Origin of the sequence: Duganella lactea (assembly GCF_009857505.1) — a bacterium.
GTDB lineage: Bacteria > Pseudomonadota > Gammaproteobacteria > Burkholderiales > Burkholderiaceae_D > Rugamonas > Rugamonas lactea.
Genome location: NZ_WWCP01000003.1, coordinates 49,068 through 72,764, shown reverse-complemented (window position 1 = coordinate 72,764; position 23,697 = coordinate 49,068). Strand labels below are relative to the sequence as shown.

Sequence of the window (23,697 nt, the reverse complement as noted above, 5' to 3'; positions counted from 1 at the left end):
CTAACAGATGTTTCCGCTAGAGGGGAAGCTCCATTTTTTGTAGAGAAGCTGTCATATCCGGCTGCTAAGGTTTTCTTTTTATACATAACTTCAGCGGCGGGAGCACATATGGACAGACGGCAGTTTCTCAAATTCGGCAGCTTTATCACGGTGTCGGCGGCAACCGGGGCCGCCCTGACGGCCTGCGGCGGCAGCGACGGCGCGGCGGACAACGGCCTGGCGCTGGCCCGCGGTGCCTGGAAATTCCCGCAAAGCGTGGCCTCGGGCGACCCGCGCGCCGACAGCATTTTGCTGTGGACGCGCGCGGTGCCGGCGGCGTCGGACAATGTGGCGGCGGTGCCTTCCGCCGCCACCACGGCGCTGCGCCTGATCTGTACCGCCAGCGACAACGGCGCGGCGCTGGGCAGCAACGCGGCACTGAGCGGCGCCACCGTGGCTGATGTACGCCTGCCGCTGCAAGCGCAGTACGACAACACCATCCGCCACAAGCTGACCGGCCTGACGGCGGCCACCACGTACTATTACCAGTTCATCGCCGGCGACAACCGCTCCAACGTCGGCCGCTTCAAGACCGCGCCGGCGGCCGACGCCGACGTGGCGCAGCTGCAGTTCGTCTACATGACCTGCCAGGACTGGAGCGTGAACCACTGGGGCGCGATGTCCGCCATCGCCGCCGAGAATCTGGACTTCATCGTCCATCTGGGCGACTACATCTACGAGACCGTGGGCGAGGACTTCCAGCTGGGCGCCGTCGAGAGCCGCCACGATGCGCTGGTGCTGCCGGACGGCGTGTTCAAGAACGGCAGCGCCGGCGCCAAGTACGCCAACTCGCTCAACGACTACCGCTACCTGTACAAGAAGTACCGCACCGATACGCGCCTGCAGGCGCTGCACGAACGCTTCGCCTTCATCGCCGTGTGGGACGATCACGAATTCACCGACGACGCGTGGCAGGATGCGCAGACCTACGACGGCTCGTTCAACGCCGACGGTTCGGACCTGCACCAGTCGGCGCGCCGCCGCAACGCCAATCAGGCGTGGTTTGAATTCATGCCGGCCGACGTGACGCTGGACGCGGCCAACACCACCTTCCAGAACATCAAGATCTATCGCGACTTCCAGTTCGGTAAGCTGATGCAACTGGTGATGACCGACGAGCGCCTGTACCGTTCGGACCACGTGATTCCGGAATCGTCGGTGAACCCGGCCACCGGCAAGCCGCTGGGCCGCATCGGCTCGCGCTACCTGGTGCCGCAAGACCTGTTCAACAGCGTGGAGGCGCAAAAGATGGCCGGCGCCAAAACCATCGGCCTCGATCCGCTGACCACCGCCACCATCCTCGGCAACCCGCAGCGCCAGTGGTGGATGGACAAGATGCAGTCCGCCACGGCGACGTGGAAATTGTGGGGCAATGAAGTGTCGCTGCTGCGCATGGGGATGAACGGCGTCGATGCCGTCGCCACGCTGCTGGCGTTGAACGCGGTGTCGTCGCTGGCGACGGCGGTCGGCACCACGGCGGCCGCGGCGGGCGGCAACTTCGCCGTGGCCGGCGCGATGGTGGCGGCGGTGACGGCCGGCGCAGCGGCCACCGTCGCACAGGCTGGCGGGGTCACCATCGCCACCTCGGCGGCGAGCGGCGGCGCGCAGGATGCGCAAGCGGCGGCCGGCGTCAAGGCTGGCCTGACGGCGGCGCAGGCGTCGATCGCGGTGGCGACGTTCGGCAAGGTGGCCGCCGCGGCGAGCGCGGGGCAGAGCGGCGCCGCCTTGGCCGCCGTGGCCGGGCAAACCATCGCCTTCGGCTACATCAAGCCGGAAGTACAGGAGAACAAAGCCAACTCCAAATTTGTCGCGGCATCGGGCAAGAAGGAGGCACTGGCGGCGTTCTTCACCAAATTCCTGCTCAACTGCGACCAGTGGGACGGCTACAACAGCGAGCGCAAGGCGCTGATGGCACACCTGAAGACCAACAACGTCAAGAACGTGGTGGCGATCACCGGCGACATCCACGCCTTCTTCGCCGGCACCGTCAACGATGATTTCGACGCGACCGGCGGCGGCACGCCGGTGATGGTGGATCTGGTCTCGGCCGGCATCAGCTCCGACTCCTTCTTCAGCTACCTGCGCGACGCCTCGGCCGCGCTGGGCGATATCGGTGTGTTGGTGGCGTATCCGCTGGCGGTGCCGGTGCCCGGTATCGGCACGGTCAACCTCAGCTTCAACCTGCTCGACTACACGATGGGCAAAGCCGCGCCGACGGTGGCGGCGCTGGCCGAACAAACCCGCGTGCAGCTACGTGGCGCGCTGGCGGCGAAAGGCGTGCCGGAAGCGCAACTGGATGCGACCGTCAGCGCCGTGCTGAGCGGCCTGCCAGCCAACGCCGACTTCAGCACCAACCTGCTGTCGCTGGCACAGCAACTGTCCGCGCTCGGCAACAACCCATGGCTCAAGCACCTGAACACCGATGCCCAAGGCTACACGCTGGTGACGCTGACACCGGGCAAGCTGACCGCGCAGTTCAAGCAAGCCAACAAACTGGTCGGCACCAGCGCCCCCGCCGCCACCATCGCCCGCACGACGACCGCGACGGTGACAGCGGGTTCGCCGTCGGTGATCATCAGTTAGGCGCTACCGGCGGGGTGCATAGCCGCGTCCCGCCGGCAGTCCTGCGCAGGCTGGTATGATCGGTATCGTCTCAATAAAAAAGGATTCAGGATGACGTTCCGCATCGCGCTGATTGCGCACGACAAGAAAAAAGACGACATGATCACGCTGGCCAGCGAATACCGGGCCTTCCTCTCGGGCTGCACGCTGGTGGCCACCGGCACCACCGGCGGCCGCTTGCAGGACGAGGTCGGGCTGACGGTCGAGCGCAAGCACTCCGGCCCGTTCGGCGGCGACCTGCAGATCGGCGCGCTGCTGGTGGAAGGCCAGATCGACTGCGTGATTTTCCTGCGCGACCCGATGACGCCGCAGCCGCACGAGCCCGACATCAACGCCCTGGTGCGCGCCTGCGACGTGCACAATACGCCGTGCGCGACCAACATGGCGTCCGCACATCTGGTACTGTCTCAACTCCAGCAACGTGCTGCCTGATAATTATTGGAGAAGGTAAATGGTCAAGGCGATCCGCATCAACCGCGTCGGCGGTCCCGAGGTGATGGAACTGGTGGAGATCGACCTGCCGCCGCCCGGCCCCGGCGAAGTGCGGATGCGCCATGAAGCCATCGGCCTGAACTATATCGACGTCTACCACCGCACCGGCCTGTACCCGCAGCCGCTGCCCGGCGCGCTGGGCGTGGAGGGCGCCGGCGTGGTGGAGGAACTGGGCGAGGGCGTCACCGATCTGCAGGTGGGCGATCGCGTCGCCTACGGTGGCCGTCCGCTGGGCGCGTACTCGGAAGCGCGCAACATCCCCGCGTCGCAACTGCTGGTGCTGCCCAAACAGATCGAATTCGACACCGCCGCCGCCATGATGTTGCAGGGGCTGACGGTGCAATACCTGTTCCACCGCACGGTGCCGCTGAAGGCCGGCGACACCATCCTGTTCCACCGCACGGTGCCGCTGAAGGCCGGCGACACCATCCTGTTCCACGCGGCGGCGGGCGGCGTCGGCCTGATCGCCTGCCAGTGGGCACGCGTGAAAGGCATCAACCTGATCGGCACGGTCGGCTCGGAAGAGAAGGCGGCGCTGGCGATTGAAAACGGCGCCACGCATGTGATCAACTACAACCGCGAAAACTTCACCGAACGGGTGAAGGAACTGACCGGCGGCAAGGGCGTGTCGGCGGTGTACGACTCGATCGGCAAGGACACCTTCATCGGCTCGCTGGACTGTTTGCAGCCGCTGGGCACGATGGTCAGCTTCGGCAACGCCTCCGGCCCGGTGCCGCCGTTCAGCCTGACCGAACTGGCCAGTCGCGGCTCGCTGTTCATCACCCGGCCATCGCTGATGGCCTACACCGCCCAGCGCGCCGATCTGGAAGCGATGGCCAAGTCGCTGTTCGGCGTGGTCAGCAGTGGCGAAGTGAAAATCGACATCCGCCAGCGTTACGCGCTGGCCGACGTGCAACAGGCGCACCGCGACCTCGAAGCGCGCAAGACCACCGGCTCGACCATTCTGCTGCCATGAGCGTGCGTCCCGACCTGGAAGACGAGGACCGCGAGGGCGACGGCGACTTCTCCGACATGCTGAGTGAAATGCGCATCCTGCTGCCGGGCGCGCAGATGCTGTCGGCCTTCCTGATCATTCTGCCGTTCAACCAGGGCTTCTCGAAGATCGTCCATATGGAAAAGCAGCTATTCCTGGCGACCTTCTTCTTCGCGCTGACCAGCCTGGTGTTGCTGAGCGCGCCGGCGGTCCAGCACCGCGTGCTGCGGCCGCTGAAGGACCGCGTCCGCTTCAAGCGCATCGCCACGCGCCAGATCGTGGCCGGCGCCTTCTCGCTGGCGATCGCGCTGGTGCTGGGAACGGACCTGGTGATTTCGGAAGTCTTCGGCGCCGCCGTGGGCCTGGCGGTAGCGGCCGTGATGGCGCTGCTGATCCTGATCTTCTGGTGGCTGATGCCCGCCTACCTGCACCGCAAACTCTGAAAAACGGTGTCAGGTCTGACAAAAGCACACGGGCTCAACTGCTACGCAGTTGAGCCCGTGTGGTTTTGTCAGACCTGACACCGGAATTTAGGTTTTCGGCTCGATCGTGATGTCGATCGTGCGCGGCACGCCGTTTTGACCGGGGAAGCCGGCGAAGGCGCTCTGCACCAGTGCCGGCATGACGCGTGGCGTGGCCTGGATGCCGCTGGTGTTCTGCACCGTCACGTCGTACAGCTTGCGGCCGGCAACGTGGTTGATGGTCACGCGCAGCTGGCGCTGGTACTGGTGCTTGATGCGTTCCTCGATCCGGCTCGGATAGAAGAACGGGTCATAGTAGAACGGACGATAGGCCCAGCGCGAATAGCCCCAGCCATAGCGGCCGTAGTAGCCCGGCCCCCAGTACGGCCCCATGAACGGGTCTTCCTGCAGCACCCGCACCGGATGGTCGATGGTGAAGTATTTCATGCCAACGAGCAGCTTCGGCTGCTGGCCGTCAGACACCTGCTGGAAGCCCAGCTTGCCCAGCTCGTTGGACACCAGCACCTGATAGTTGCGGTATTCCAGCGTGTCGTCGGCGCCCTGCGGCGCTTCGAAGGCGTAGGTCTTGTCCTGGATGTCGCCCCTCCAGTCGTTGAACGCGGTCACATTGCTGCTGATGGTGGTGGCGCAGCCGCTCAGCAGCAGGACGGCGGCAGTTGCCAGCGTGGCGAGATATTTCATGATGATGCCCTCTCAGTAAGACGGTATTTTCCAGAGCTAAGTTTATGTCGCACCTCCGGAGCTTGCACGATTATTACAGAATGTTACCGCATCGTGGAAAGCGGCAACTTACAGGTGGGAAAGCTTGGCGAAAACGCCAATTCACGCATCGGCCGACGCCGGTATTGGTAAAATAGGCTTTTGCCTTCGTCCATCCGAGTCTCCCATGCGCACTGACAGCAGCCCAACGACGATTTACCGCCAAGATTACACCCCTCCTGCCTACCTGGTAGACACGGTAGAACTGGGATTCGACCTGGCCCCGGCCCGCACCGTGGTCGCCAACCGCATCACGCTGCGCCACAACCCCGCCGCCAGCAGCCACGACATCGTGCTGCACGGCGAGGATATTGAACTGGTGCAACTGCGCCTCAACGGCCGCCTGCTGCAGGTCGGCGACTACACGCTGACCGAAGCGCTGCTGACCATCCGCAACGCGCCGGCCGAGGTGGTGCTGGAAATCGAAACCGTGTGCGCGCCGGTCAACAACACCTCGCTGTCCGGCCTCTACGTTTCCAACGGCAACTTCTTCACCCAGTGCGAGGCCGAAGGCTTCCGCCGCATCACCTTCTTCCCCGACCGTCCGGATGTGATGGCCAAGTACACCGTGATGCTGCGCGCCGACAAGGCACAGTATCCGGTGCTGCTGTCGAACGGCAACCTGGTGGAACAGGGCGACCTCGGCGACGGCCGCCACTACGCCAAGTGGGAAGACCCGTTCAAGAAGCCGTCCTATCTGTTCGCGCTGGTGGCGGCCAAGCTGGTGTGCCAGGAAGAGCGCTTCAAGCTGGCCGATGGCCGTGACGTGCTGCTGCAGGTGTGGGTGGAGCCGGGCAACCTCGACAAGACCGACTACGCCATGCAGTCGCTCAAGCACTCGATCCGCTGGGACGAGCAGCGCTTCGGCCTGGAGCTGGATCTGGACCGCTTCATGATCGTCGCCGTCGGCGACTTCAACATGGGCGCGATGGAAAACAAGGGCCTGAACATTTTCAACACCAAGTTCGTGCTGGCCAACCCGCGCACCGCCACCGACATCGACTACGCCGGCATCGAGGCGGTGGTCGGCCACGAGTACTTCCACAACTGGACCGGCAACCGCGTCACCTGCCGCGACTGGTTTCAGCTGTCGCTGAAGGAAGGCTTGACCGTGTTCCGCGACCAGGAGTTCAGCGCCGACATGATCGGTACCGACACCGGCCGCGCCGTCACCCGCATCGACCAGGTGCGCACCCTGCGCCAGGCCCAGTTCCCGGAGGACGCCGGCCCGATGTCGCACCCGGTGCGGCCCGACTCCTTCGTCGAGATCAACAACTTCTACACGGTGACGGTGTACGAGAAGGGCGCCGAAGTGGTGCGCATGTACCAGACCCTGCTGGGCCGCGACGGCTTCCGCAAAGGCATGGACCTGTACTTCGCGCGTCACGACGGCCAGGCCGTCACCTGCGACGACTTCCGCGCCGCCATGGCCGACGCCAACGAGCGCGACCTGACCCAGTTCGAGCGCTGGTACGCGCAGGCCGGCACGCCGGTGGTGACCGCGCGCACCCGTTACGACGCCGCCAAGGGCAACTTCGACATCATCCTGTCGCAGCGCGGCCAGCCGGAACAGCTGCCGTTCCACATTCCGGTGGCGGTCGGCCTGCTGGGCGCCGACGGCAAGGACTTGCCGCTGACGCTGGAAAACGGCAAGCACGAAAAAGGTGCCAAGGGTGACCAAACCACGGTGGTGCTGGAGCTGACCGAGCAAGAGCAGATCTTCCGCTTCCGCAATGTTGAAGAGCGGCCTACCCCGTCGATCCTGCGCGACTTCTCGGCGCCGGTGATCCTCGAACACGACTACACCGACGACGAACTGCTGCACCTGTTCAACCACGACAGCGATCCGGTCAACCGCTGGGAAGCCGGCCAGCGCCTGGCGATGGAACGCCTGCTGAAGCTGACCGCGCAAGTGTCCGCGCACGGCGCCGCCAACCTGAAGCTGGACCAGACCTTCATCAACGCCATGCGCACCGTGCTGACCGACGACACGCTGGACCCGGCCTTCCGTGAGCTGGCGCTGATTCTGCCGTCGGAAACCATCATCGCCGAGCAGATGGACGTGGTCGATCCGCAAGCCATCCACAGCGCGCGCCAGTTCATGCGCCGCACCATCGGCGCCGCGCTCAAGCAAGAACTGCTGGCGCAGTACCACGCCAACCAGACGCCGGGCGACTACAGCCCGGACGCGCTGTCGGCCGGCAAGCGGGCGCTGAAAAACCTGTGCCTGTCCTACCTGCTGGTGGCGCCGGCCGAGTCTGAACTGAAGTTGGCGCAACAGCAGTTCGCCAACGCCACCAACATGACCGACCGCGCCGCCGCGCTGGTCGCGCTGATTCACAGCGGCACCGACGCCGCCAGCCACCTGAGCGCGTTCTACCAGGACTTCGAAAATGAAGCGCTGGTGATCGACAAATGGTTCGCCATGCAAGCTGCCGCGCCGACCACCGACGTGGCGACGGTGCGCAAGCTGATGGCGCATCCGGCCTTCACGCTGAAGACGCCGAACCGCGCGCGCGCGCTGATCTTCAACTTCACCAACGGCAATCCGTCGCAATTCCACTCCGCAGACGGTAGCGCCTACGCCTTCTGGGCCGAGTACGTGATCAAGCTGGACGCGATCAACCCGCAGGTGGCGGCCCGTCTGGCGCGCGCCATGGACCGCTGGCGCCGTTACGCGCCGGCGTTGCAGGCCAAGATGAAACAGGCGCTGGAGCAAGTCGCCGCCCAGAAGCTGTCGAACGACGTTTCGGAAGTCATCACCAAAGCGCTGGCCAATTAAACATCCCAAGCAACCAAGGACACACATGAAACGAGTCAGTCTCACCCAATATCTGGTGGAAGAACAACGCCAGAACAACACGATCCCGGCCGAACTGCGCCTGCTGATCGAAGTCGTCGCGCGCGCCTGCAAAACCATCAGCCACTCGGTCGGCAAGGGCGCGCTGGGCGAAGTGCTGGGCACCGCCGAGACCGAAAACATCCAGGGCGAAGTGCAGAAAAAGCTGGACATCATCTCCAACGAAATCCTGCTCGAAGCCAATGAATGGGGCGGCCATCTGGCCGCCATGGCATCGGAAGAAATGGAGTCGATCCACCCGATCCCGAACCGCTATCCGAAGGGCGAATACATGCTGCTGTTCGACCCGCTGGACGGCTCGTCGAACATCGACGTCAACGTCTCGATCGGCACCATCTTCTCGGTGCTGAAAGCGCCGGAAGGCATGGCCCAGCCGACCGAAGCCGACTTCATGCAGGCCGGCACGAAACAGGTGGCCGCCGGTTACGCCGTGTACGGTCCGCAGACGATGCTGGTGCTGACTACCGGCCACGGCGTCAACTGCTTCACGCTGGACCGTGAAATGGGCTCGTGGGTGCTGACCCAGCGCGACATCCAGATCCCGGCCAAGACCAAGGAATTCGCCATCAACATGTCGAACCAGCGCCACTGGCATCCGCCGGTGCAGCGCTACATCAGCGAACTGCTGGCCGGCGACACCGGCCCACGCGGCACCAACTTCAACATGCGCTGGATCGCCTCGATGGTGGCCGACGTGCACCGCATTTTGAACCGCGGCGGCATCTTCATGTACCCGGCCGACACCCGCGACACCTCGATGCCGGGCAAGCTGCGCTTGATGTACGAGGCCAACCCGATGGCCTTCATCGTCGAACAGGCAGGCGGCGCGGCCACCGACGGCCAGCAGCGCATCATGGACATCCAGCCGCACAAGCTGCACCAGCGCGTGCCGGTGTTCCTGGGCTCGCGCGACGAGGTGGCGGTGGTGACCGGCTACCATCGCGAGGGCTGATAAGCCCCAGATCCGCGTGATGCAATGAAAAAATCACAACTGGACCAAAAAATATCGCTTTGGGACTGGTTGGATGAATAGTTCTTTGTTAGAATGCGGGTCGTCGCCGCTTTAGCTCAGTTGGTAGAGCAGTTCATTCGTAATGAAAAGGTCGCCAGTTCGATTCCGGCAAGCGGCACCAGAACTCAGCAATACGTAGTATCAAGAAGTATCAAAACCCGCTCCTTTCATAGGGAAGCGGGTTTTTTTATTATCTTTCAAAATTCGTCGGCGTACCATGAAATCTGCGACATGTGAGGGACAATTTGGCGTCAGGTCCCTCACACGAAAAATTTTTCTGTTGAGTTGCAGGGAAAACTGACCCACTTTCCCCACAGCGACGCTATCTGCGATCGGAAACTACAGAGCCTTCCTATGCGGAACGGCGTTCATCTAGCGAGTTGGACACATACTCGTTACAGCTATCAGGCTGGTTCAAGGCAGAGGTAGCCAAACTCCGCAAGCAGCGACGCAATCTAAAACAACTTCACATGGATCTGCAAGAGGTGGGTTATGAAGGGCATACGACCGCGTGGCCGCGTTTGCCAGGTAGTGGAAGGCGGGTCAGTTAGAGTGGGGCAGTTCTGCGAGCAAACGAACACCGAAACTTCACTCAGTATGCCAAGGATCGTTTAGAAGGAAAATGGAATGCTTTTTGGAAATAAAAATAAATTTGCAGTGGAGTGTGACGTAACCCTGACGACTACCAGATGGGTATATGGCTACTTCTGGTTTTACCTCAACGGTCATCGGATCGGCAGCGAAGATGATTCATCTGTCGATTTGAATGGATGCAGGAACTGGATCCGCGATTTTGTGAACGAACCATGTGATCGTTATGAAGAGCACCTATACGACTTGCCGAAAGACGTCGTCTTTGAGCTATTGGCCGGGGAAAATGCCGAGGTGGACGGGTACCGCAAATATGACAATATTTACGCGCGTTTTCACATATCTTATTTGGGGATGTCTTCCTTTGATGAGTGGACAATTCTATTAGTGAAAAACGAGCTGGGCCATGAGCGTTGTGTATGGCGCCACCGCGAAAATGAAATTTTGGAGGCGTATCTTGAAAAAGATGAACTCGAAAACGTTTTGGCGGGATTTCATTTGTAGTGATCGCGATTTGATCTGACAGTTACCCCGGTTTGGCGCCTGCGACTGTCAGGTCAGATTCAGTCGTTTAATATATCGATGGACATAGCGAAGGGGCCTGGCCGAATCCACACGCCGGTGCCGTCCCAGCACACCAGCTTGAGGCGGGTACGATGGCGGTTGGCGAACACATAGGCGGTGCTATCCTAAGGCGGGCGCCCCAGGGCCTGTTGCACGTGCAGCGACAGGCCATCAATGCCGGTGCGCAGACTGAGCGGCGCCGCTGCCGCAACCGCTGGCACAACCTGCACCGGCAACAACGCCAGCGTCACTGCCGCACCTGTCAACCGCCGAACCCAGTAACCGACCTGCCGTATGGGTATGACGCGTTCTTGCCAGACTTTTTCCTGTTCTGAATTCACCACTATCTTCCCTCCCGAATCATCGAAAGTGTCAGTGTGACGAGGCCGATCACGAATTCATAGTTGGCTCGGCTGGCCGCTTACGTTTCACCGCCGAGTCGAGCCGGTCCAGGCAGCTGACGATTTGGTCGCGGGCGATGTCTCGAAATTTTCCGAGTAGCAGATCGGTGAGCCAAGATACTGGCACATCAAACATTTTCGCAGCTTGAGCGTGACTCATGCCAAGGTTGTTCAGCTTGTCATCAAGCTGGCTGGTAAGCATGGCCTTTGCCAGCATTTCGTCGGCATCTGGAAAGCCAAGGTCAGCGTAGACATTCTCGCTGCCTTCTTCTACGGGTTCGCTATTAATGATTCTGATCATGGCTGATTGCTCCTCTCCATCGCTGCCGCAATCACCAGACGCGCCTTGATAAGGTCGATTTGGCGCTTCGGCGCAGTGATGCCATGATTGGACTTCTTTTGAAAACAGTCCCGTACGTACATAGACCGCTCTTGCGTAACGGACGGTGTACACGGCGTGACAAGTGTTGCCTCAATACGCTTCGACGACCTCCAACACGCCCTCATTGCCGAATCCCGATAATGGTTTTGCCTGATCGTGATTTTTTTTAGCTAACCAACCGGTTAGACCTCAAACAGGCAAAGAGGTTAAAAATGCTTTCGCAAGGTCGGGTGCATGCTTGCTTGAAATATCGTTCTCTGTCATGTTAGGACTTTTAGTCCTCCAAGTGAACGATGAACAGCAGCTCTCTAGCCATTCTGGTAGTGGAAGACCACCCAACGATTGCCCGCCAGGTGGTGACGTTTCTCGACGGTTTGCGCTGGCACACCGATCACGCGGCCACCGGCGCGCTGGCGATTGAGCTGGCCACGCGCGAGGCCTACGACGTGGTGCTGCTGGACCTGAATCTGCCCGATGTGGACGGCCTCGATGTCTGCCGCGCCATCAAGCAGCGCGCGCCGCGCAATGTGCCGGTGCTGATGCTGACCGCGCGCGATGCCTTCGAGGACAAGGCGCGCGGTTTCCACGAGGGCGCCGATGACTATCTGACCAAGCCGTTCGATCTGCGCGAGCTGGCCTTGCGCTGCGAGGCGCTGGCGCGGCGCGGCCAGTTGCACGTCAAGCAGCAGTTGCAGCTGGGGCCGCTGACCTTGCTGCAGCGGGAGAAGAGCGCGCTGTTTCACAACGCGCCGCTGGCGCTGACGCAGATCGGTTTCAAGCTGTTGCTGAAGTTGTGCACCATGTATCCTCAAGCTGTGTCGCGCTCGGCGCTGATGCACGAGGTGTGGGGTGCCAATCCGCCGGACAGCGACGCGCTGAAGTCGCACATCTACGCGCTGCGCAAGCAGCTTGAGCAGGCCGGTGCGGAGACGATGATCGTCACCATTCCCCAATTGGGCTACCGCCTGGTGTTGTCGGATGTTTAGCTCGATCCGGCATAGCCTGTTTGCCGTGCTGGCCGGTTTTACGGTGCTGATTTGCCTGTGCTATACCGGGCTGGCGCTGGTCATTTCCTACGTGACGGAAGATAAGCTGGTGGATCGCCTGCTGGAGCGCGAGGCGGCCAGTATGGCGGCGCATTTCCGCGAGCGGGGCGAGATCCCGCCGCCGGCAAATGATTTCATCCGCGCCTATTCCAGCGTGCAAGCCTTGCCGGCGGCGGTGCGTGCGCAAGTTGTGGCCGGGCGCGAGCGGGCCGAGATAGCCACCGACACAGGTCCGCACTATCACTTGCGCACGCTGCAACTGCCGGCAAGCAAGGTGTATCTGCTGGCGGACGTGCGGCCGCTGTTGGTGGTGTCGACGCTGTTTCAGGAGGTTGGCGGCTTCCTGACAGCGGTGGCGCTGGGCTTGATTGCACTGGCCTTGTTGCTGGCGTATTGGCTGTCGCGGCGGCTGGTGGCGCCGTTGTTGGTGCTGGCCGACGAGGTGCGTGGTCAGACGCCGCCGTTCACTGCGGCGCGGCGGTGCGATGAAATCGGCTATCTGGCGCAGAAGCTTGAGGCTACGCTGGGGCAACTGCATGCGTCGCTGGCGCGCGAGCATGCGTTTACGCGCGATGTCAGCCACGAGCTGCGCACCCCGCTGACCGTGATGCGCAATGCGCTGACCGCATCCCCTGCCTTGAGCGCGCCGGATGTGGCGCAGTTGCAGGCAGGACTGGCGGAGATCGGCAATACCGTCGATGTGCTGTTCGGCCTGGCGCGTGCCGAGCATATCGCGCAGGAGGTGATTGAACTGCGCGGCTGCATCGAAGAAAGCCTGCTGCGCCTGATCACCGAGGAGGTCGCGCTGGTGCTGGATTTGCCGGAGCGGCTCTCGGTGCTGGGCAACCGTCACCTGACCACGCTGCTGATCAACAACTGCCTGGGCAACGCCTTGTTCCACGGCGGACCGGCATCGCGGCTGACGCTGGCGTTCGCCGATGGCGTTCTTAGCATCAGCAATACGGTGAATCAGGCCGCAGCCGTGCAAGGTTTCCAGCACGGCCAGAATCTGCTTCAGCGCATGGCTGCGGCGATGCGCTGGCAGATCAGTTTTCATGCCGGTGAGACGGCGTATCGGGTCGATATCGTGCCGCTGCAATAAGCGCGGAAATTTCACCGCGATTTCACCTGCTGTTTCTTAAGCTGCGTGTTCGTTAACTTTATCGAGTACGCATGATGAAAATTCTGATCAGTTTCCTTGCCCTGATGTGCCTGGTCACGCCGGCGCTGGCGCAGGTGAAGTCGCTTGTTTATAAGGAAGAGAAGCGGCGCTATCTGGTTTATACGCCGCCTGCCTATGCGACGCAGCCGCAGAAAGCGTTTCCGCTGGTGTTGAATTTCCATGGCGGCGGCATGACCATGGCCGAGCAGATGCTGTACACGCAAATGAACCGGGCGGCGGACCGCCATCAGTTCATCGTGGTTTATCCGCTGGGGATCAAGCAGGATTGGAATGTCGGCTTCGGCATGTCTTATCGGGAGGGTACCGATGATATCGGTTACACCGAGGCGCTGCTTGCCAGGCTGAAGCAGGATTACCGTGTGGACGCGCAGCGCGTGTATGCGACTGGTTTATCGCGTGGCGGTTTCTTTTCGTTGCGGATCGCGGCGGAGCTGCCGCAGTTGTTTGCGGCGGTGGCGTCGGTCGGCGGGCCGATGCCGGAGCCGGTGGTACAGCATCACACGAAGCCGGGCAATGTGGGCGTGCTGCTGATCCACGGTACGGCTGATCAGGTGGTGGCGTATGGCGGTAAAGCAGGCGCTTATCTGTCGGCCGAAGATACCTACAACTACTGGCTGAAGCGGAATGGCGTCGCCGCCGAGGCCGCATCGCGCTTGATCGATACCGACGCTAATGACGGCACCAGCGTCACTTGGCTGGAGCAGGGCAATGTGGCGCTGGCAACGGTCACGGATGGCGGGCACACCTGGCCGGGCGCCGATCCGTTCAATGTCGGCCTGCCGATTGGCAAGACCACGCGCGATATCGATGCCAACGAGGTGATCTGGCAGTTCTTCAATAAGCATCGCCGATAAAAAAATCCGGCACGCAGGCCGGATTTGGTTGGAGCTGATGTCGATTACGACGATTTGATCAGGCCCGAAATGTACGTCAGCGAAGCGGTGATTTTCGGGCCCAGAATGGCCAGGCCGGCGGTGATCGCGGCGGCGATGGCGGCGGCCATCAGGGCGTATTCGATAGCGGTGATGCCGTCTTCGTTGGCGATGAAGTTTTTGATTGCGTTCATGATTGAATCCTCGTTAAGTTGGTTGAGTGTGGGGTACTAAATCAACTAAAACGGGGTTCAGGTTTTAGGTATTGCGTTACTGCTTGTGTTCCGATGAAAGTTATTCTACGCCACTTGCCGTCGCCGCACAGCGGACAAACGTCATCTTTTGTCGTGACATTTGTCACGCCGGTCTGGCCTTCTTGCTCAGCAGCAGAGCAGCGGCGGCCGTGCCGACCACACCCAGCACCAGCCGCGTCGCCCGCGCAGGAGCACGCCGATTCGCGTTTTGGCCGGCGGCACGCGCGTGAGTGCGCTTGGCTTACTTGCGCAGGCGTTCCGTCAGCGGCCACAGCACCAGCGTGGCGGCGATGGCGATGGCGCTGCCCAGCAGATTGTTTTCCAGCCGCGCCAGCGCGTAGTTGTATTCGATGGCGGGCATGGCGTAGTCGGCCACCAGCACGAAGGAGGGCGTCAGGAAGGCGACGAACACGCTGTAGCCGACCGGGCGCAGGGCCATGGTCAGGCCGATCAGCGGGAACACCGCCAGCGCGATCTGCAGCGGCGTCAACGCCAGCGCGCCGATGGTGACGGCGATCAGCGTGCCGATCACCGTGCCGATCGCGCGCTCGACGCTGCGCGGCAACGTGCCGGCGGCCGATGGCTGCAAGATCAGCAGCACCGCCATGGTGGCCCAGTAGCCGCAGGGCAGCGCCAGGATATGCACGGTCAGGTAGGCGGCGGTGGTGGCGATGCCGAGGCGCAGTGCGAAGTGCATGCCGTCGCTGGACAGCGAGGTGTGCTCGCGCAACTGCGCCAGCGCCGCGCGCACCGTCTGCACGGCGGCTTGTCGCCAGTGGGTGTGGTGGTGGTCCGGCGCGAAGGGGCGGATCTGCCACAGCACCATGCTCAGCGCGGTGGCGAACAGGCAGCCGAACAGGTACAGGCCGAGGTAGGCCATGTCGCCGGCCGCCGCCGATGGGTGGTCGATCATCACCACGCAGGCGGTGGCGGCCAGGATCGCCACCTGGTATGGGCGTTCGCCCCAGACGCGGGTCAGGCCGGCCAGCGTGACGAAGATCAGGATCGCCAGCGCGCCGGCGGTCGGGCTCAGCGCCGCCGTGTAGGTGACCAGCGCGCCGCCGGCGGTCGACAGCGCGGCGAACGCCAGCATCGACGCCAGCCGGCTGCGCGCGGTGTTCGGCGCGGTGGCCAGCGAGGTCCAGAAGGCGCCGATGGCGGCCCACGAAAAGTCCGGCACGTTCAGCGCGCAGCCGACCAGCAGCAACAGGGCGCAGGCCGTGGCGGCGCGCACGCCTTCCATCAGGTTGGCTTTGGCGGCGGTGGTGGTGATGAGTTTCTTGACCATGACCACAGGTTAAAAGACCGTCGCCCGCAAATCCAATATTTCGTGATAGTCTCTTCAAGACGAAAAAGATATCGATACACAAGGAGTCATATGGAATTTCGCCAGTTACGCTATTTCCTGGCGGTGGCCGAGCATCTGCATTTCACCGTGGCGGCCGAGCGGCTCGGCATCGCCCAGCCGCCATTGAGCCAGCAGATCATCAAGCTGGAACGCGAGATCGGCACCAAGCTGTTCATCCGCCATCCGCGCCGGGTCGAGTTGACCGAGGCCGGTGCGATCTTCAAGGAGCGCGCCCGGCGCGTGCTGGAAGACGCCAACGACGCGCTGGAGCACGTCAAGATGGCGGCGCGCGGCGAGAGCGGCCATTTGTCGGTCGGCTTTGCCGGCTCCACCGTGTTTCATCCGACGGTGGCGCGGTTGCTGCGCCGCTTTCGCGAGGATTATCCGGGTGTGAAAATCCGCACCGAGGAAAGCAACGCCGCCGCGCTGGTCGGCAAGCTGGCCGACGCCCAGGTCGATTGCGCCATGATCCGCCTGCCGCTCGATTGCGGCGACGCCGTCGTCACCACGCTGGTGCAGGAGAAGATGATCGCGGTGCTGCCGCACGGCCATGCGCTGGGGCGCCGCCGCAGCATCGATCTGAAGCAGCTGGCCGCCGATCCGTTCATTCTGTACCCGCGCGCCATCGGCCCGGAGCTGTACGACGCCATCATCAGCGCCTGTCACACGGCCGGCTTTTCGCCCAAGATCGAGATGGAGTCGCCGCAGATTTCATCGGGCGTGAACATGGTGGCGGCGGGTTTTGGCGTGGCCATCATTCCGGAGTCGATCGGCCAGTTCCGCGCCGAGGGCGTGACCTATCAGGATCTCCGTAACAAGGACCTCGGCACGGCCATCGCTTTAATCACGCGGCCGCGCGAGAAATCAGTCACGGTGAACAACTTCCGTGAGCTGGTCCGGCAGTTTCACAAGCGCTGACGACAGATGAATCAGGAGGCTTCGGCGACGGCGATGGCGCTGAGTTGCGCGCGTTTGGCCAGCGCGTTGCGCACGGCGGCCAAGATGCGTTCCAGGTTGGCCGGCTTGATCACATGTTCGTCAAAGCCGGTGTCGACCACGCGCTGGCGGGTCAGCACGTCGCCCCAGGCGGTGAAGGCGATCAGCGCTACGTCGTCGTAATCGGGCACGGCGCGCAGCGCGGCCGCCACCTGGTAGCCGTCCATGCCGGGCATGCCAAGGTCGAGCAAGACCGCGTGTGGCTGGAAGGTGCGCACCGCCTCCAGTCCGGCCATGCCGGCATAGGCGACCGCGGTGCGGTAGCCTTGCAACTCCAGCAGTTCCGCCGAGATATCGGCCGCTTCATTGTTATCGTCAACGACTAGAATACGTGGGATTGAATTGGTCTGGTCCATGATCTCAGAACGGTAAAAAAACGTGACGTTCGGCTGGGTCCAGGCCGGGGAATTTGGGAGCGCGACAGATTAAAGGGCACGCGGGGCGGGAGCTGAAAGGCTTTCCTGCAATCAATTATAGTGGGATTTTGGCCGTCCGCTTGAAGAAATCTGCATTTGTCTCCAAATTGAGCAACATCATCTAGGGAAAAGGAATCGATATGACGCGCAAAACGGAACAGGCCATTCTGGCCGGAGGTTGCTTCTGGGGAATGCAGGACTTGATCCGCAAGCAACCCGGCGTGCTCGCCACGCGCGTTGGCTACACCGGCGGCGACGTGCCCAACGCCACCTACCGCAACCATGGCAGCCACGCCGAGGCGATCGAGATCGTTTTCGATCCGGCCGTCACCAGCTATCGCAAAATGCTGGAATTTTTCTTCCAGATTCACGACCCGAGCACCCGCAACCGCCAGGGCAATGATATCGGCACCAGTTATCGTTCCGCTATTTTCTACACGGACGAGGCGCAGAAGGCGGTGGCCGAAGAGACCATCGCCGACGTCGATGCGTCCGGCCTGTGGCCGGGCAAAGTGGTCACCGAACTGGCGCCGGCCGGCCCGTTCTGGGCGGCGGAACCGGAGCATCAGGACTATCTGGAGCGCATTCCTCACGGCTATACCTGCCATTATCCGCGTGCGAACTGGGTGTTGCCCAAGCGTTGAAGACGTTGTAAATCAAGGCCTTGCAAGACGGAAGATAATCGGAAGGAAACTTTCTGGCGGTGTGGCTACAGTGCAGACCTGTTTCGCGTCTTCATTTTAGGAATTGCCATGAGCCAGTTATTTGCCGCCGTCTATGAAGTCCACAGCGCCTCCCTCGGCCGTCCCTCGCTGCGCCTGAACCTGGTGGTGAACCGGGTTAGCGGCAGCGTGGTCGGCACCGCCACCGTGGAGACCGTCATCGGCGATATCCACGAAATGTCGGTGCGCGGCCATCATCTGGAAATCGACAGCGGGTCACCGTTGCAGGCCATCGTGCTGGCCGGTACGCCACCGATTTTCGCCGTGTTGGACGAGCAACCAAGTTCCTTCCAGGCATTGATGGTATTGCCCACGGCCAATAAAGAAGGCCAGGCTTACTTCAAGATGAATGTGGGGAAAATCTATCCGCGCGTGATCGATGTGCGCGACGGCGTGGCCCGTGCGGTGTTGCCGGAGGTGGCCTACTAGTATACCTTGGAGGCTGGGCGCCATTTTTCAGGGCGCCCGTAACCGATGTTCGCTGACCCCTCCACGCGCGAGACCGCCATGCCCATGCACTATCTGCGGAGCTATGCCAGCCCGCAACGCGATGACCTCGGCAACCGCCGCCTTGGCCGCTCGCTGGCCTTCGTCGCCGGCGCGGTCAATGCCGGCGGTTTTTTCGCGGTGGGTGAATACACTTCGCACATGTCCGGTGTGGTGTCGTCCTTGGCCGATAACCTGGCGCTGGGCAAATTCACGCTGCTGCTGGCGGGACTGACTTCGCTGCTGGCCTTCTTCCTCGGCGCGGCCACCTCGGCCATTCTGATCAACTGGGGCCGGCGGCGCGAGGCCCACAGCCGCTATGCGCTGCCGCTGATGCTGGAGGCGGCGCTGCTGCTGGTGTTCGGCCTGATGGGCGCGCGGCTGGCGGCGCACGGCCACATCGCCGCCACGGTGGCGCTGCTATGCTTTGTCATGGGGCTGCAAAACGCCATCGTCACCAAGGCTTCCCGCGCGGAAATCCGCACCACCCACGTCACCGGCCTGGTGACCGACATCGGCATCGAACTGGGCAAGCTGTTCTACTGGAACCGCGACCACGCCGCCGGCCGCGTCACTGCCGACCGCCGCCGCCTGGCGCTGCTCAGCTCGCTGCTGGCGATGTTCCTGGCCGGCGGGCTGACCGGCGCCTTCGGCTTCCAGTACCTCGGCTTCAGCGCCACCGTGCCGCTGGCCTGCGCGCTGTTGCTGCTGGCCGCCGTGCCGCTGCTGGACGATGTGCGCGGCGCCGGCTAGCCGCGGCGGCGGCATTGGTTCAGGACGGATGAGCCTGTTGTGCGTCGGCGCGTGGTGGAGCTTGGTATGATACAGACTCGATAATTCCGGATTCGTCCGTCCCCGCCATGCCCCAGGACAGCCCCGCCATCGATATCAATAGTTGCGATAGCGAACCTATCCGCACCCCCGGCGCGTTGCAGCCGCATGGTTTTTTGCTGGCGCTGGCTCCCGGCGCCGCGCTGGAGGTGGTGCAGACCAGCGACAATCTGGTGCGCTGGACCGGCGTCGCCCCGCAGCAGGCGCTGGGTCGGCCGCTGGCGCAGGTCATCGGCGCGGCCGCCGCCGGCACGCTGGCGCCGCTGCTGGCGCGCGGCGAGTTGCGCGAGCGGCCGGCCTACCTGGCCACCCTCGGCTGCGACGGCGAAGCGTTCGACGTGCTGGCGCATGCGTGGGACGGTCTGGTGCTGCTCGAATTCGAGCCGGCGCACGGCAGTTACGGCGCCGACCTGCAACACCTGTACCCGCTGGTCGGCGACTTCCTCAACCAGATCAACGAGGCCGACACCATCGAGGCGATGTGCGCGCTGGCTGTCAACGAAATCCGTGCCCTGACCGGCTTTGGCCGGGTGCTGGCCTACTGCTTCGATCAGGACGAGGGCCATGGCAACGTGCTGGCCGAATCGCTGGCCGACGGCTATGACAGCTATCTGGGCCAGCGCTTCCCGGCCAGCGACATTCCGCGCCAGGCGCGCGAACTGTACCTGGCCAACCGGGTGCGCCTGATCCACGATGCCAACTACACGCCGTCGAGGCTGACGCCGCCCGATAATCCGCTCACCGGCAAGATCAACGACCTGTCGTTCTGCGCGCTGCGCAGCGTCTCGCCGGTGCATCTGCAATACATGCGCAATATGGGCACGCAGGCGTCGATGTCGGTGTCGTTGGTGGTCAAGGGCAAATTGTGGGGGCTGATCTCGTGCCACCACGCCGAGCCGCGCATGCTCAGCTTCCATCAGCGCACCGTGTGCGAGCACCTGGGCCAGATTCTGGCGCTGCACATCAAGAACCGCCGCGACGCCGACGAACTGCAGTTCCGCCTGGAGGTGCGGCGCTCGATGGTGCGCATCCTCGGCGGCCTGACGCAGGGCGCCGACTTCATCGAAAACCTGCGCAGCGTACTGCCCGAACTGCTGCACTTCGCCCGCGCCGGCGGCGTCGCCATCGTCATCGACGACCGGCTGATCGCCTTTGGCGACACGCCGTCCGACGAGCAGATCCGCGCGTTGGCCGGCTGGCTGGGCGCCCATGTGCACAGCGAGGTGTTCCACAGCGCCCATCTGTCAACCGCGTACGCGCCGGCCGAGGATTTCGTCGCATGCGCCAGCGGCCTGCTGGCGATGCAGATTTCGCGCATCCACCAGCACTACCTGCTGTGGTTCCGTCCCGAACATGTCTACCACATCGACTGGGCCGGACGGCCGGACGGCAAGGAGCTGCGCGCCGGCCAACTGACGCCGCGCACCAGCTTCCAGCTGTGGCGCGAAACCATACACGGCACCAGCGTGCCGTGGCGCGACGGCGAAGTGGAACTGGCGGTGGAGTTCCGCGCCGCACTGGTGGGCATCGCGCTGGAACGCGCCGAGCAGATGGCCGACCTGGCCGAGGAGCTGGGCCGGGCCAACAAGGAGCTGGAGGCGTTTTCGTATTCGGTGTCGCACGACCTGCGCGCGCCGTTGCGCCACATCGTCGGCTTTTCCGACCTGCTGATGGAAACCGCCGGCAGCGACAACCCGGAGCGGCGCCAGCGCTTCCTCGCCAACATCAAGGACGCGGCGCGCCTGGCCGGCAAGCTGGTGGACGACCTGTTGAGCTTTTCGCAGATGGGCCGCGCCGCGCTGCGGCCGATCCGCGTGCGCATGGACGACCTGGTGCGGGGCTGCATCGACCGGCTGGCGCCGGACCTGCCGCCGCACCGCATCGACTGGCAGGTGGCGCCGCTGCCGGAAGTCACGGCCGATCCGGCCTTCCTGCAACTGGCCCTGTATAATCTGCTGTCGAACGCGGTCAAGTTCACCGCCAGGAGCACTCCCGCCGTGATCCGCATCAGCAGCGAACAGCTGCCGGGCGAAACCGCGTTCCACGTTGCCGACAATGGCGTCGGCTTCAATATGGAATACGCCCACAAACTGTTTGGCGTATTCCAGCGCCTGCACCGCATGGAAGATTTTCAGGGCACGGGCATCGGTCTGGCCAATGTGCGCCGCATCGTCGAGCGCCATGGCGGCCGGGTCTGGGCGACTTCCGTGCCGGGGGAGGGCGCGACGTTTTCGTTCGCCTTACCCAATCATGATTGAGAGTTCGTATGTTAAAGCCCATCTTACTGGTCGAAGATAATCCCAACGATCTGGAATTGACGCTGATCGCGCTGGAGCGTAGTCAGTTGGCCAATGAAGTGATCGTGGTGCGCGATGGCGCCGAAGCGCTGGACTACCTGCACGCGCGCGGCGCCTACGCCACGCGCGAACAAGGCAATCCGGCCGTGGTGTTGCTGGACCTGAAGCTGCCGAAGGTCGACGGGCTGGAAGTGCTGGCCGAGATACGCGGGTCGGCCACGCTGAAAAGCATGCCGGTGGTGATGCTGACCTCGTCGAGGGAAGAGCAGGATCTGGTGCGCAGCTATGAACTGGGCGTCAACGCCTATGTGGTCAAGCCGGTGGATTTCGCGGAATTCGTTCGCGCCATCGCCGACCTGGGCATCTTCTGGGCGGTGCTCAACGAGCCACCGCCAGGGTCGCACCGCTACATCAAGCCGCAGTAGCCGGCACGCTCCGGCGTAGCAGGTGGCGGATGCGCGCGCTCAGCACCTCGGCGGTGTAGGGCTTGTGCAGCAGATGCACACCCGGCGGCAGCTTGCCGTCGTGCGCCAGCACCCCTTCCGCATAGCCCGACGTGAACAGCACCTGCGCCTTGGGCAGCTTGCGCTGCACCAGCCGGCTCAGTTCCAGGCTGCTGACCTTGCCCGGCATGATCACGTCGCTAAACAGCAGGTCGATGTGGGCGCCTTCCTCGATCAGCCGTGCCGCTTGTTCGGCGTCGGCGCTGCTCAAGACGTTGTAGCCCAGTGCCGCCAGCAGACCGACGGTGGCGTCGCGCACCGCTTCCTCATCTTCCACCACCAGTATGGTTTCCGCGCCGCCGCTCAAGGGCTGCGTCGTCGTCGTCGGCAGCGCGGTCGGCTTGCCCAGGCTGCGGCGCAGGCAGATCTGCACGCAGGTGCCGGCGCCGGGCGTGCTTTGCAGCGCGATCTCGCCGCCGGACTGTTTGACGAAGCCGTAGGCCATGCTCAGTCCCAGGCCGGTGCCCTGGCCGGTCGGCTTGGTGGTGAAAAAGGGTTCGAAGGCGCGCAGGCGTACCTGTTCCGGCATGCCCTGGCCGGTGTCGGCGATTTCGATCAGTACGTAGTCGGCACCGCTGTCGCCGTGGTGGTCCGGCAGCGGCGAGCCGGCCGGCAGGTTGCGCGCGCGGATGGTCAGCGTGCCTTCGCCATTCATGGCGTCACGCGCATTGATGGCCAGGTTGAGGATGGCGTTATTCAATTGGCCGATATCGACCTCGGTGTTCCACAGTTGCGGCGCGATGTCGGCCACCACCAGCGCGCGCGGGCCGAGCACGCGGCGCAGCATGTCGTCCATATTGGCCAGCACCGGCTCCAGCGCCACCACCGTGCTTTGCAGCGGCTGGCGGCGCGCGAACGCCAGCAGATGCTGCGCCAGCCGCGCGCCGCGTTCGACCCCGGCCAGCGCGTTGTCGATGCGCGTCATCCCTTGCGGATTGACGCCGCCCATCATCTTCACCAGTTGCAGGTTGCCGCCGATGATCTGCAACACGTTGTTGAAGTCGTGCGCCACGCCGCCGGTTAGCTGGCCGATGGCTTCCATTTTCTGCGACTGGTGCAGCGCGGCCTGGCTGGCGCGCAGTTCCTCCTCGCGCTGGCGCAGTTCGAGGAAGGCGGCGTCGCGCTGGCGGCGTGCCTGGTAGGCGGCGCTGTGGTAGCGGATGCGCGCTTCCAGCTCGCGCGCATCCGGCCATTTCACTAAATAGTCGTTGGCGCCCAGCGCGAAGGCGCGCGCCTTGATGTCGGCGTCGTCCTCGGACGACAGCAGGATGATCGGCACCTGCTCGGTCTCCGGCGCGGCGCGCAACATGCCGATCACGTCGAAGCCATCGGCGCCGGGCATGCGCAGGTCGACCAGCACCACCGTCGCCTCGGTCTCCTGGCACAGCGCTACCGCGTCGTCGGCGCGGTCGTGATAGCGCAGGCGAATGCCTTGCTGGCGCGACAGGTGGTAGCCGATCAGGTCTTCGGCCATGGCTTCGTCGTCAATCAGCAGCACGGAGCAGGGTGGGACGGTCATATCGTTCATAGTCAGACTGTGATAAT

General features: G+C 63.2%; 24 protein-coding genes and 1 tRNA gene. 17 read left to right on the top strand and 8 right to left on the bottom strand.

The genetic code is table 11. The features are described 5' to 3' along the window. Positions 1-108: 108 nt before the first annotated feature. The 4 genes from GTP44_RS04865 to GTP44_RS04850 all read left to right on the top strand — a co-directional run bounded on the left by GTP44_RS04865 (position 109) and on the right by GTP44_RS04850 (position 4,590). The gene (locus GTP44_RS04865; protein ID WP_161018560.1) at positions 109-2,622 is read left to right on the top strand and encodes an alkaline phosphatase D family protein; all 2,514 of its coding nucleotides are present in this window, start codon (positions 109-111) and stop codon (positions 2,620-2,622) included. A gap of 90 nt (positions 2,623-2,712) precedes the next feature. Further along, the gene (locus GTP44_RS04860) at positions 2,713-3,093 is read left to right on the top strand and encodes a methylglyoxal synthase (protein WP_161018559.1); all 381 of its coding nucleotides are present in this window, start codon (positions 2,713-2,715) and stop codon (positions 3,091-3,093) included. Between the two features lie 19 nt (positions 3,094-3,112). Then, positions 3,113-4,129, top strand: coding sequence for a quinone oxidoreductase family protein (locus GTP44_RS04855; RefSeq protein ID WP_161018558.1), 1,017 nt, complete (start codon positions 3,113-3,115; stop codon positions 4,127-4,129). Next, on the top strand, positions 4,126-4,590 hold the full coding sequence (locus GTP44_RS04850) for a DUF6328 family protein (protein WP_161018557.1): 465 nt from the start codon (positions 4,126-4,128) through the stop codon (positions 4,588-4,590). Before GTP44_RS04855 ends, GTP44_RS04850 begins: the two co-directional genes overlap by 4 nt. A gap of 87 nt (positions 4,591-4,677) precedes the next feature. On the opposite strand, the gene GTP44_RS04845 is transcribed toward GTP44_RS04850, so the two are convergent. Continuing rightward, positions 4,678-5,310, bottom strand: coding sequence for a DUF4136 domain-containing protein (locus GTP44_RS04845; protein WP_161018556.1), 633 nt, complete (start codon positions 5,308-5,310; stop codon positions 4,678-4,680). Positions 5,311-5,515: 205 nt separating this feature from the next. On the opposite strand from GTP44_RS04845, the gene pepN reads away from it, so the two are divergent. The 4 genes from pepN (at position 5,516) to GTP44_RS04825 (ending at position 10,355) form a co-directional block, all read left to right on the top strand. Continuing rightward, the gene (gene pepN, locus GTP44_RS04840) at positions 5,516-8,170 is read left to right on the top strand and encodes an aminopeptidase N (RefSeq protein ID WP_161018555.1); all 2,655 of its coding nucleotides are present in this window, start codon (positions 5,516-5,518) and stop codon (positions 8,168-8,170) included. 25 nt (positions 8,171-8,195) lie between these two features. After that, positions 8,196-9,200: a class 1 fructose-bisphosphatase gene (locus tag GTP44_RS04835; protein ID WP_160989427.1), complete on the top strand. Its 1,005-nt coding sequence runs from the start codon at positions 8,196-8,198 to the stop codon at positions 9,198-9,200. A 105-nt stretch (positions 9,201-9,305) separates the two neighbouring features. After that, positions 9,306-9,381, top strand: a tRNA-Thr gene (locus GTP44_RS04830). Between the two features lie 506 nt (positions 9,382-9,887). Next, positions 9,888-10,355, top strand: coding sequence for an Imm42 family immunity protein (locus GTP44_RS04825; protein WP_161018554.1), 468 nt, complete (start codon positions 9,888-9,890; stop codon positions 10,353-10,355). Between the two features lie 59 nt (positions 10,356-10,414). Here the strand turns inward: GTP44_RS04825 and GTP44_RS28175 are convergent, their stop codons facing one another. The 3 genes from GTP44_RS28175 to GTP44_RS04815 are packed head-to-tail and all read right to left on the bottom strand — an operon-like array spanning position 10,415 to position 11,117. Next, on the bottom strand, positions 10,415-10,525 hold the full coding sequence (locus tag GTP44_RS28175) for a hypothetical protein (RefSeq protein ID WP_371867144.1): 111 nt from the start codon (positions 10,523-10,525) through the stop codon (positions 10,415-10,417). Positions 10,526-10,540: 15 nt separating this feature from the next. Continuing rightward, positions 10,541-10,756 (bottom strand): hypothetical protein, encoded by a 216-nt coding sequence (locus tag GTP44_RS27150; protein ID WP_202423987.1) that lies wholly within the window; start codon positions 10,754-10,756, stop codon positions 10,541-10,543. Positions 10,757-10,805: 49 nt separating this feature from the next. Further along, positions 10,806-11,117, bottom strand: a complete 312-nt coding sequence (locus tag GTP44_RS04815) for a helix-turn-helix domain-containing protein (protein WP_161018553.1) — start codon at positions 11,115-11,117, stop codon at positions 10,806-10,808. 374 nt (positions 11,118-11,491) lie between these two features. Here GTP44_RS04815 and GTP44_RS04810 point away from each other — a divergent pair, with 374 nt between their 5' ends. The 3 genes from GTP44_RS04810 to GTP44_RS04800 all read left to right on the top strand — a co-directional run bounded on the left by GTP44_RS04810 (position 11,492) and on the right by GTP44_RS04800 (position 14,281). After that, a complete protein-coding gene (locus tag GTP44_RS04810; protein WP_161018552.1) occupies positions 11,492-12,184 on the top strand; it encodes a response regulator transcription factor in 693 nt (230 codons plus the stop codon). After that, the gene (locus GTP44_RS04805; RefSeq protein WP_161018551.1) at positions 12,177-13,346 is read left to right on the top strand and encodes a sensor histidine kinase; all 1,170 of its coding nucleotides are present in this window, start codon (positions 12,177-12,179) and stop codon (positions 13,344-13,346) included. The genes GTP44_RS04810 and GTP44_RS04805 overlap by 8 nt, the downstream gene beginning before the upstream one ends. A gap of 71 nt (positions 13,347-13,417) precedes the next feature. Continuing rightward, positions 13,418-14,281, top strand: a complete 864-nt coding sequence (locus tag GTP44_RS04800) for an extracellular catalytic domain type 1 short-chain-length polyhydroxyalkanoate depolymerase (protein WP_229256788.1) — start codon at positions 13,418-13,420, stop codon at positions 14,279-14,281. A 44-nt stretch (positions 14,282-14,325) separates the two neighbouring features. Here the strand turns inward: GTP44_RS04800 and GTP44_RS04795 are convergent, their stop codons facing one another. Both GTP44_RS04795 and GTP44_RS04790 read right to left on the bottom strand, forming a co-directional pair. Then, the gene (locus GTP44_RS04795; protein WP_160989425.1) at positions 14,326-14,493 is read right to left on the bottom strand and encodes a Flp family type IVb pilin; all 168 of its coding nucleotides are present in this window, start codon (positions 14,491-14,493) and stop codon (positions 14,326-14,328) included. A gap of 301 nt (positions 14,494-14,794) precedes the next feature. Continuing rightward, positions 14,795-15,841, bottom strand: a complete 1,047-nt coding sequence (locus tag GTP44_RS04790; RefSeq protein WP_161018550.1) for an FUSC family protein — start codon at positions 15,839-15,841, stop codon at positions 14,795-14,797. A 90-nt stretch (positions 15,842-15,931) separates the two neighbouring features. Between GTP44_RS04790 and GTP44_RS04785 the strand changes: the two genes are divergently transcribed. Beyond that, positions 15,932-16,819: a LysR family transcriptional regulator gene (locus GTP44_RS04785; protein ID WP_161018549.1), complete on the top strand. Its 888-nt coding sequence runs from the start codon at positions 15,932-15,934 to the stop codon at positions 16,817-16,819. Positions 16,820-16,830: 11 nt separating this feature from the next. On the opposite strand, the gene GTP44_RS04780 is transcribed toward GTP44_RS04785, so the two are convergent. Further along, positions 16,831-17,253, bottom strand: coding sequence for a response regulator (locus tag GTP44_RS04780; protein WP_161018548.1), 423 nt, complete (start codon positions 17,251-17,253; stop codon positions 16,831-16,833). A gap of 200 nt (positions 17,254-17,453) precedes the next feature. Here GTP44_RS04780 and msrA point away from each other — a divergent pair, with 200 nt between their 5' ends. From msrA to GTP44_RS04755, 5 genes are all read left to right on the top strand, one after another. Continuing rightward, positions 17,454-17,957 (top strand): peptide-methionine (S)-S-oxide reductase MsrA, encoded by a 504-nt coding sequence (msrA, locus tag GTP44_RS04775; protein WP_160989421.1) that lies wholly within the window; start codon positions 17,454-17,456, stop codon positions 17,955-17,957. Between the two features lie 108 nt (positions 17,958-18,065). Beyond that, a complete protein-coding gene (locus GTP44_RS04770; protein ID WP_160989420.1) occupies positions 18,066-18,464 on the top strand; it encodes a DUF1842 domain-containing protein in 399 nt (132 codons plus the stop codon). A 78-nt stretch (positions 18,465-18,542) separates the two neighbouring features. Beyond that, entirely contained in the window at positions 18,543-19,274 is a 732-nt protein-coding gene (locus GTP44_RS04765) for a YoaK family protein (RefSeq protein WP_161018547.1), read from the top strand. A 107-nt stretch (positions 19,275-19,381) separates the two neighbouring features. Further along, on the top strand, positions 19,382-21,610 hold the full coding sequence (locus GTP44_RS04760; protein WP_161018546.1) for an ATP-binding protein: 2,229 nt from the start codon (positions 19,382-19,384) through the stop codon (positions 21,608-21,610). A gap of 8 nt (positions 21,611-21,618) precedes the next feature. After that, the gene (locus GTP44_RS04755; RefSeq protein ID WP_160989418.1) at positions 21,619-22,074 is read left to right on the top strand and encodes a response regulator; all 456 of its coding nucleotides are present in this window, start codon (positions 21,619-21,621) and stop codon (positions 22,072-22,074) included. Here the strand turns inward: GTP44_RS04755 and GTP44_RS04750 are convergent. Continuing rightward, a complete protein-coding gene (locus GTP44_RS04750) occupies positions 22,061-23,671 on the bottom strand; it encodes a response regulator (RefSeq protein ID WP_229256787.1) in 1,611 nt (536 codons plus the stop codon). The genes GTP44_RS04755 and GTP44_RS04750 overlap by 14 nt on opposite strands. Between the last annotated feature and the right edge of the window lie 26 nt (positions 23,672-23,697).

Bases quoted from the DNA above. Each gene is read 5' to 3' on its own strand.
- GTP44_RS04785 (WP_161018549.1), top strand. From the start codon at position 15,932: ATGGAATTTCGCCAGTTACGCTATTTCCTGGCGGTGGCCGAGCATCTG.
- GTP44_RS04810 (WP_161018552.1), top strand. From the start codon at position 11,492: ATGAACAGCAGCTCTCTAGCCATTCTGGTAGTGGAAGACCACCCAACG.
- GTP44_RS04850 (WP_161018557.1), top strand. From the start codon at position 4,126: ATGAGCGTGCGTCCCGACCTGGAAGACGAGGACCGCGAGGGCGACGGC.
- GTP44_RS04825 (WP_161018554.1), top strand. From the start codon at position 9,888: ATGCTTTTTGGAAATAAAAATAAATTTGCAGTGGAGTGTGACGTAACC.
- GTP44_RS04805 (WP_161018551.1), top strand. From the start codon at position 12,177: ATGTTTAGCTCGATCCGGCATAGCCTGTTTGCCGTGCTGGCCGGTTTT.
- GTP44_RS04845 (WP_161018556.1), bottom strand. From the start codon at position 5,310: ATGAAATATCTCGCCACGCTGGCAACTGCCGCCGTCCTGCTGCTGAGC.
- GTP44_RS04790 (WP_161018550.1), bottom strand. From the start codon at position 15,841: ATGGTCAAGAAACTCATCACCACCACCGCCGCCAAAGCCAACCTGATG.
- GTP44_RS04855 (WP_161018558.1), top strand. From the start codon at position 3,113: ATGGTCAAGGCGATCCGCATCAACCGCGTCGGCGGTCCCGAGGTGATG.
- GTP44_RS04770 (WP_160989420.1), top strand. From the start codon at position 18,066: ATGAGCCAGTTATTTGCCGCCGTCTATGAAGTCCACAGCGCCTCCCTC.
- GTP44_RS04800 (WP_229256788.1), top strand. From the start codon at position 13,418: ATGATGAAAATTCTGATCAGTTTCCTTGCCCTGATGTGCCTGGTCACG.
- GTP44_RS04865 (WP_161018560.1), top strand. From the start codon at position 109: ATGGACAGACGGCAGTTTCTCAAATTCGGCAGCTTTATCACGGTGTCG.
- GTP44_RS04755 (WP_160989418.1), top strand. From the start codon at position 21,619: ATGTTAAAGCCCATCTTACTGGTCGAAGATAATCCCAACGATCTGGAA.
- msrA (WP_160989421.1), top strand. From the start codon at position 17,454: ATGACGCGCAAAACGGAACAGGCCATTCTGGCCGGAGGTTGCTTCTGG.
- GTP44_RS04780 (WP_161018548.1), bottom strand. From the start codon at position 17,253: ATGGACCAGACCAATTCAATCCCACGTATTCTAGTCGTTGACGATAAC.
- GTP44_RS04835 (WP_160989427.1), top strand. From the start codon at position 8,196: ATGAAACGAGTCAGTCTCACCCAATATCTGGTGGAAGAACAACGCCAG.
- GTP44_RS04765 (WP_161018547.1), top strand. From the start codon at position 18,543: ATGCCCATGCACTATCTGCGGAGCTATGCCAGCCCGCAACGCGATGAC.
- GTP44_RS04750 (WP_229256787.1), bottom strand. From the start codon at position 23,671: ATGACCGTCCCACCCTGCTCCGTGCTGCTGATTGACGACGAAGCCATG.
- GTP44_RS04795 (WP_160989425.1), bottom strand. From the start codon at position 14,493: ATGAACGCAATCAAAAACTTCATCGCCAACGAAGACGGCATCACCGCT.
- GTP44_RS04760 (WP_161018546.1), top strand. From the start codon at position 19,382: ATGCCCCAGGACAGCCCCGCCATCGATATCAATAGTTGCGATAGCGAA.
- GTP44_RS04815 (WP_161018553.1), bottom strand. From the start codon at position 11,117: ATGATCAGAATCATTAATAGCGAACCCGTAGAAGAAGGCAGCGAGAAT.
- pepN (WP_161018555.1), top strand. From the start codon at position 5,516: ATGCGCACTGACAGCAGCCCAACGACGATTTACCGCCAAGATTACACC.
- GTP44_RS04860 (WP_161018559.1), top strand. From the start codon at position 2,713: ATGACGTTCCGCATCGCGCTGATTGCGCACGACAAGAAAAAAGACGAC.